Here is a 6,979-nt window from a genome sequence, read left to right on the forward strand (position 1 = left end):
GGCGCCGCCGGCGGCATGGCCTCGGGCCTCGTCGTCGCCGTCGCCGGTTACCCGCTCCTCGCCGTCGGCGGCGGCGTTCTGGCGCTGGCCATCGTGCCGGTGGCGGTCAAGGCCGCGCGCGACCGATGATCGTTCAGGGACGTTCACCGGCGGGAGCGCCCGCCCACCGCGTCAGGGCGTCGGTGAGGCCGGAGACGTCGGTGACGGAACCGGCCCAGCAGACGTGGCCGTCGGGCCGTACCAGGACGGCGTCCGCCCCGAACTCCGCCTGCGCGTGCACCCGGCCGATCCTGGCCGACCACGGCCCGGCGGCCCGCGCGAACGCCGCCTCGTCGGCGGTCGTCACCAGCAGGCCGCGGCCGTCGCGCAGCAGCCGCGCCACCCGCTCGGGCCCGGACGACGTCACCAGGTCGAGGTCGGGGACGCGGCGTCCCAGCAGGTGATGGCGGCGGCCGGGCAGGTCGTAGCGTATGTCCAGCCCTGAGATCATGCCGGCGACGATCCGGTTGGCCTCGGGCACCCGTACAAGCTGCTCGACGATGTCGCGCAGGGCCAGGTTCTCCTCCTCGGGCACGATCAGCACCGCCTGCGCGCGGGTGTTGGCCAGCACGCGCGCGGCGACCGGATGCCGTTCGGAGTGGTAGGTGTCGAGCAGCCCCTCGTGCGCCCATCCGCCGATCTCGGCCGCCAGCTTCCAGCCCAGGTTGAACGCGTCCTGCAGCCCGAGGTTGAGCCCCTGCCCGCCCATGGGCGAGTGGATGTGCGCGGCGTCACCGGCGAGCAGGACCCGGCCGTGCCGGTACCGTTCGACCTGCCGCGAGGCGTCGGTGAACCGGGACGCCCACCGGACGCCCGTCAGCCGGACCCCCGGGCCGAACTCGTTGCGCAGTGCCCGCTGCACCTCCTCCTCGGTGATCGGGGTGTCGCGGGACAGCGCCTGCTGCTCGGCCCCGTAGAACAGGAACCGGTGCACGCCATCGCCGATGGGCGCGATGTAGCCCTTGCCGGTCTTGTCGGGCGTCATGACGGGCAGCGTCCAGGTCTCCGGCACGGCGCCGTCCGGGTCGGCGATCGTGATGTCGGCGACCACCGAGAGCAGCCTGCCGTCCAAGCCGGGAAAGCCGACGCCCAGCAGCTCGCGGACGGTGCTGCGGCCGCCGTCGCAGCCCACCAGGTAACGCGCGGTGACCCGCGACCCGCCGCCCGCGGGCCCGAGCAGGGTCGCCTCGACCCCGTCGGCGTCCTGCGACAGCGCGGTCACCTCGTGCCCGCGCAGGATCTGGACGCCCAGCTCGCCGAGCCGCTCCTCCAGCAGCGCCTCGACGCGCCCTTGGGGGATGCCGATCGAGTACGGATACCGGGTGTCCCAGGCGGTGTAGTCCAGTCGGAGCCCGGCGAAATGCCCGCCGGGCACCCGCTGGATCGCCCGGTCCATGAGGGGTTCGAGGAGACCGCGTGACTCCAGCGCCTCCGCGGAGCGGGGCTGGATGCCGAGCGCCTTGGACTGCCCGCTGCGCCGGGGAAGCCGTTCGACGACCACGGCCGCCACCCCTGCGAGGCCCAGCTCTGCGGCGAGCATGAGCCCGGTCGGCCCGGCTCCGACGACGATCACATCGACGTTCATCACGGATGCTCCGTTCGACAGGGATCGGCGATGAGGCCGCCGACCGCTGCGCCGACGCTAACGGCGAGGGTGCCGGTTCCCGCAACGATAGTCACCGCACCGATGACCGAGATTCGCACCTTCTGCGACGATCTATAATTTCGACTGACATCGAATTAAGGAGCCGTGTCATGGCCGCCCCCGACAGTGTCGTATGACCGGGACCCCGCACCTGGCCGACGTCGTGGTCATCGGTGCCGGCCAGGCCGGACTGGGAGTCGGATACCACCTGCGCCGGGCCGGCGCCGACTTCGTCATCCTGGACGCCCAGGAGGCCCCCGGCGGCGCGTGGCGGCACGTCTGGCCGTCGCTGCGCCTGTTCACCCTCGCCCGGCACAGCTCGCTGCCCGGCCGCATGATGCCGACTCCCCCCGGCGACGGCTACCCGGACGCCCCCCACGTCGTCTCCTACTTCACCGACTACGAGCGGCGTTACCGGCTGCCGATCGTCCGGCCCGCCGCGGTGCGAGCGGTGCGGCGGGCCGACGACCGCCTCGCCGTGGAGAGCGCCGCCGGTCTCTGGCACGCCCGCATCGTCGTCAGTGCCACGGGCACCTGGTGGCGACCGTACGTGCCGTACTATCCCGGCATCCGCGACTTCCGCGGCGAGCAGTTGCACGCCGCCGGCTACCGCGGCCCCGAGCCCTTCCGCGGCCGCCGGGTGCTGGTCGTGGGCGGCGGCAACTCCGCCGCGCAGATCCTCGCCGACCTGTCGCGGGTCACGGAGGTCGCCTGGGCGACGTCGCGCCCGCCCCGGCTGATGCCCGACGAGCTGGACGGCCGCGCCGTGTTCGCCCTGACCGCCCGCCGCTACCGGGCCGTCCTGGCCGGGCGGGACCCCGGTGACATCCCCGACCTGGGGGACATCATCGCCGTCCCGCCCGTGCGCGAGGCCCGTGAGCGGGGTGTGCTCAAGGCCGAGCCCATGTTCACCCGGATCACCCCCGACGGGGTGACGTGGTCCGACGGCAGCGCGGCGGCCTTCGACGCCATCGTGTGGGGCACCGGTTTCCGTCCCGCTCTCCACCACCTGGCCCCGCTGCGGCTGCGCGGCCCCGGCGGCGTGATCGCCACCGCGGGCACCCGCGTCCTGGCCGAGCCCCGCCTGCACCTGCACGGCTACGGCGACTGGACCGGCCCCGCCTCCGACACCCTCATCGGCGCCGGCCACAACGCCCGCCACCTCGCCGCCGAGATCGTCACCCAGCTGCGCTCCGGGCCGCCGCACCGGCGCCCCGCGTAGTCCCGTCGGCCGAGCGGGCCGGCGCCGACTTCACCGCACGAAGCAGGCAGCCGATCTAGGCGCGGTTCAGGCCGGCTTCCAGGTGCGCCAGTGCTGTGTCGATCTCAGCCGGGCCGTCCAGGCCGGGATCGTGGGCCCACTGCATCCAGATCATGGCCACGATCCCGAAGACCGCGCCGACCGCGTCGCGGACGCGCGGGTCGTCAGGAGCGCAGCCGGACTTGTCCGCCACGAGCCGGCGGACCTCTGCGATCAGGCCGGGACTCCTGCGCACGTTGGCGGCCAGCAGTTCGGGCACGGTGACCGCGAACACCTCCCGGGCGCGCCCGGCGGCGATCTCCTCCGGCGACAGGGACGCGAAGGCGGCGCGGAAGGCGCCCCGCAGCAGGGGGACGGGGGCGCTCGGCGGCTGAGCGGCCAACGCCTCGATGAGCGGCGGGAAGCGGTCGAGGACGACCAGATGCTCCTTGGTCGGGAAGTAGCGGAAGAAGGTGGCCGGAGAGACTTCGGCGGCCTCGGCGATCATTTCGGTGGTGGTGGCGTGGTAGCCCCGCTCACGAAAGAGCCTGAACGCCTCGCGCAGGATCGTCTCCCGTGTCCTGGCCTTCTTGCGTTCGCGCAGCCCGCCCTCTCCCATGCGGGACACTCTACCGAAGCAATAATGAGAGATCGCTATCAAACGATAGTGTACTCTCAAAAAATCAGATCGGGGTGAACACGCCCCAGGACCCGCATGGAGGCTCACCATGGGCGACGACATCACCGGCCTGCACCACGTGGGCCACATCGTGCACGACATGACCCAGGCCATGAACACCTACCGCCGACTCGGCTTCACCGTCGCCGCACCCACCTACCCCATGCTGCCGCGGGTCGCCGGAGGAGCCGCCGAGCCGTTCGGCGTGGCCAACGCGCACGTGCAGTTCCCGCGCAACTTCATCGAGCTGGTGGCCGTGATCGACGACGCCGGCCACCTGCCCGGCGCGGCCCGGCCGATCCCGCTGCGGGTGCCCGACGACAGGCTGCCCGGACTTCTGGCCGCCGTCGGCGCCACCACCGCCAACATCGCGTCGTTCCTGCAGCGGTTCCAGGGCCTGCACATCATGATCGCCGACACGCCGGACATCGACGTCATCGCCGCGGGACTGACCGCGGCCGGCGTCGACCATGCCGGCGTGCACGCCGTGCAGCGCACCGTCGAGACCCGCACCGGCACCACGATGGAACCGGTCCGATACCTGGAGATCTCCGCACCCGGCCTGCCCGCCGGGCGCGTGCCGGAAGGCAGGATCGGATTCGCCGAGAACGCGCCGGCCCGACCGCGCGGCGTCCAGCCGCACACCGTCCACCCCAACGGCGCCACCGGGCTGGTCGAATGTGTGCTGTGCGTCGCCGACGAGGCGCTCCCCGCGCTGATGCGGCGTTATGCCACCTACTTCGGGCAGGCGTGCGACGGTCGTCCGCACGTCTTCGACCGGGCGGACGTCACCGTCGTCACCGCCTCGACGCTCGGCGACCTGCTGCCTGGTGAGCAGCCCGCGGCCCTGCCCGCGTTCGTCGCCTGCACGGTGTCGGTGCGTGACATCACCGCCACGCGACAGCACCTGCGCGACAACGACGTGCCGGTACGCGTGACCGGCCGCCAGGAGATCTTCGTGCCCGCCGAGGCCGCGTCGGGCACCGCGATCATCTTCCGCCAGGAGGAGTGAGCCCCGGTGTCCGGACAGCTGCTAGGCTGCCGTCCGTTCGGCACTGGATCTGTGTGGAAGGGAGGTGAGGTTCGATGACCGCGGTGAAGACCGCTGCCCCGTGCAGCACCCGGACCGACCTCACGTCCCGGGCCCCGGTCTGACCCACTTCCTCTCCCTGCCATGAATCAGGCGGGGTGACGTCCACGTCTCGTCGGGGCCCCTTCTCCGCAAGGGTCTCACGTTGTCACACACGTACACCGATCCATCCGGCCTGTCCCGGTACGGGTGGACAGGCACACTCGACCGAACCTTCACCGAACACTACGAAGCGGGCCTCGTCCCGGCCCGGATCTCCCGGGTCGATCGCGGCCTGTGCACGGCGGTCACCGCCGAGGGCCCGACGCGGGCCACGTTCGCCGCGCCGCACCCGCCCGACCCGCTCCTGACGCCGTGCACCGGCGACTGGGCCGCGCTGCGCCCCGGCGCCGAGCCGCAGCTGGTGGCGCTGGCGCCCGGCGTGGACGTCCTCGTCACCAGCGCCGCCACCGGTCGCGACATCGACGTGCTGGGCGCGCTGGTGCGCGGCACCACCGTGCTGCTCGGCCCCTCGGGCGCGGGCAAGTCCAGCCTCGGCAACGCGCTGCTCGGCGCGGACCTGCTGGCCACCGGCACGGTGCGGGCGCAGGACGGCAAGGGCCGCCACACCACGGTCCGCCGCGAGCTGCTGCCCCTGCCGGGCGGCGGGGTCCTCATCGACACGCCCGGCCTGCGCGGGATCAGCCTGCACGACGCCGCCGACGGCCTGGAGCAGGTCTTCGCCGAGATCGAAGAGCTCGCCGCGCTCTGCCGTTTCGCCGACTGCGCCCACGACACCGAGCCGGGATGCGCGGTCCAGGCCGCCATCCAGTCGGGTGAGCTGTCCGGACGCCGCCTGCGCAGCTACCGGAAGCTGCAACGGGAGAACGCCTGGGCGGCCTCGCGGACCGACGCCCGGCTGCGCGACGAGCGCGTCAACCACCAGAAGGCCATCACCGGTCACCTGCGCGCCACCTACAGGTTCCGGGACCGGCAGTCATGACCGGCGGCGTCCCCCGCCCGTCCGTTCCGTCCGCCACGAACACCGGCCAGGTCCCGCATCCGCAGAAGGACAAGGAGACGAACCCGATCATGACCTCTACCTGGATCACCCGTCCCGAGAACGCCGCCGACGCCGCCGTCGTCCGCGAGATCAACCTCTCGGCCTTCCCCGGCCCGCACGAGGCCGACCTCGTCGAGGCGCTGCGGGCCGACCCGCAGGCGTGGCTGCCCGGCCTGGCCTGGCTGGCCGAGGCACCCGGCGGCGAGCTCGCCGGATACGCGCTGCTCACCCGCTGCCACGTCGGCGACTCCCCCGCCGTCGCCTTGGGCCCGTGCGCCGTCCGGCCCGGACGCCAGCGACAGGGCGCGGGTTCCGCCGCCATCCGCGCCGCCCTGCGCGCGGCCCGTGAGCAGGGCGAGAACCTGGTGGTCGTGCTCGGTCACGCCGAGTACTACCCGCGGTTCGGCTTCACCCCGGCCTCCGGCTTCGGCATCCGGCCGCCGTTCGAGGTCGAGGACAAGTACATGATGGCGCTCGCCCTCGACCCCGAGCGGCCGGTCCCGGACGGCGTCATCCGCTACGCGGCGGCGTTCGGCGTCTGATCCGCCGCTTCTGACGGCCCTCAGCACCGCTGGGGGCCGTACGGCCGGGCAGGCCGGAATTCTTTCCCGCGCGGACGTCGAGACCGGCGCCGCCGCTCCGACTCCGCTGTGACCGGCTCCCAGCAGGGGAGCCGCCGACGGCGAGGAGTCGACATGGGGACGCTGGAGAACAAGAACGCCCTGGTCACCGGCGGATCGCGGGGAATCGGACGGGCGATCGTGCAGCGGCTGGCCCGCGAGGGCGCGGCGGTGCTGTTCACCTACCACCGCGACCAGGCGGCGGCCGAGGCGGTGGTGGCCGAGGTGGCGGCCTTCGGCGCGCGGGCGATCGCCGTACGGGCGGACCAGGGACGCCTGGAAGACCTCAAGCACCTCTTCGGCGAGGTCGACCGGCGCCTGGGCGGTCTGGACGTGGTCGTCAACAACGCGGCGATCAACCCGATGGGAGACATCCGCGACGCTGTCGAGAGCGACTTCGACGAGGTGATGGCGGTCAACACCAAGGGCCCGTTCTTCGTCATGCAGGCCGCCGCGGAAAGGCTCGGTGACGGCGGACGGATCGTCAACATCTCCTCCAGCGGCGCGGTGGCGGGCCTGGCCCTGTACTTCGCCAGCAAGGCGGCGCTGGAGTCGATCACCGCGGTCGCGGCCCGCGAGTTCGGCCCCAGGGGCATCACGGTCAACAGCGTCTCCCCCGGCGCC

7 protein-coding genes are annotated in these 6,979 nt (G+C 72.9%); 5 read left to right on the plus strand and 2 right to left on the minus strand.

Annotation, left to right across the window (positions count from 1 at the left end):
• Positions 1–133 precede the first annotated feature (133 nt).
• Complete coding sequence (locus ACWCSD_RS44020; protein ID WP_449924204.1) at positions 134–1,624, minus strand: FAD-dependent monooxygenase; 1,491 nt, start codon at positions 1,622–1,624, stop codon at positions 134–136.
• A gap of 193 nt (positions 1,625–1,817) precedes the next feature.
• On the opposite strand from ACWCSD_RS44020, the gene ACWCSD_RS44025 reads away from it, so the two are divergent.
• Positions 1,818–2,906, plus strand: a complete 1,089-nt coding sequence (locus ACWCSD_RS44025; protein ID WP_449924207.1) for an ArsO family NAD(P)H-dependent flavin-containing monooxygenase — start codon at positions 1,818–1,820, stop codon at positions 2,904–2,906.
• A 55-nt stretch (positions 2,907–2,961) separates the two neighbouring features.
• Here ACWCSD_RS44025 and ACWCSD_RS44030 read toward each other — a convergent pair whose 3' ends face one another.
• Positions 2,962–3,543: a TetR family transcriptional regulator gene (locus tag ACWCSD_RS44030; RefSeq protein ID WP_397157146.1), complete on the minus strand. Its 582-nt coding sequence runs from the start codon at positions 3,541–3,543 to the stop codon at positions 2,962–2,964.
• A 109-nt stretch (positions 3,544–3,652) separates the two neighbouring features.
• Between ACWCSD_RS44030 and ACWCSD_RS44035 the strand changes: the two genes are divergently transcribed.
• The 4 genes from ACWCSD_RS44035 to ACWCSD_RS44050 form a co-directional block, all read left to right on the plus strand.
• Positions 3,653–4,615: a VOC family protein gene (locus tag ACWCSD_RS44035; protein WP_449924210.1), complete on the plus strand. Its 963-nt coding sequence runs from the start codon at positions 3,653–3,655 to the stop codon at positions 4,613–4,615.
• Between the two features lie 223 nt (positions 4,616–4,838).
• A complete protein-coding gene (gene rsgA, locus ACWCSD_RS44040; protein WP_449924213.1) occupies positions 4,839–5,675 on the plus strand; it encodes a ribosome small subunit-dependent GTPase A in 837 nt (278 codons plus the stop codon).
• 89 nt (positions 5,676–5,764) lie between these two features.
• On the plus strand, positions 5,765–6,277 hold the full coding sequence (locus ACWCSD_RS44045; RefSeq protein ID WP_397157577.1) for a GNAT family N-acetyltransferase: 513 nt from the start codon (positions 5,765–5,767) through the stop codon (positions 6,275–6,277).
• 153 nt (positions 6,278–6,430) lie between these two features.
• A partial coding sequence (locus ACWCSD_RS44050) for an SDR family NAD(P)-dependent oxidoreductase (RefSeq protein ID WP_449924215.1) occupies positions 6,431–6,979 on the plus strand: 549 nt, incomplete at its 3' end.

It is taken from the genome of Nonomuraea sp. NPDC001684 (genome assembly GCF_053596515.1).

Bases quoted from the DNA above. Each gene is read 5' to 3' on its own strand.
- ACWCSD_RS44045 (WP_397157577.1), top strand. From the start codon at position 5,765: ATGACCTCTACCTGGATCACCCGTCCCGAGAACGCCGCCGACGCCGCC.
- ACWCSD_RS44035 (WP_449924210.1), top strand. From the start codon at position 3,653: ATGGGCGACGACATCACCGGCCTGCACCACGTGGGCCACATCGTGCAC.
- ACWCSD_RS44020 (WP_449924204.1), bottom strand. From the start codon at position 1,624: ATGAACGTCGATGTGATCGTCGTCGGAGCCGGGCCGACCGGGCTCATG.
- ACWCSD_RS44025 (WP_449924207.1), top strand. From the start codon at position 1,818: ATGACCGGGACCCCGCACCTGGCCGACGTCGTGGTCATCGGTGCCGGC.
- ACWCSD_RS44030 (WP_397157146.1), bottom strand. From the start codon at position 3,543: ATGGGAGAGGGCGGGCTGCGCGAACGCAAGAAGGCCAGGACACGGGAG.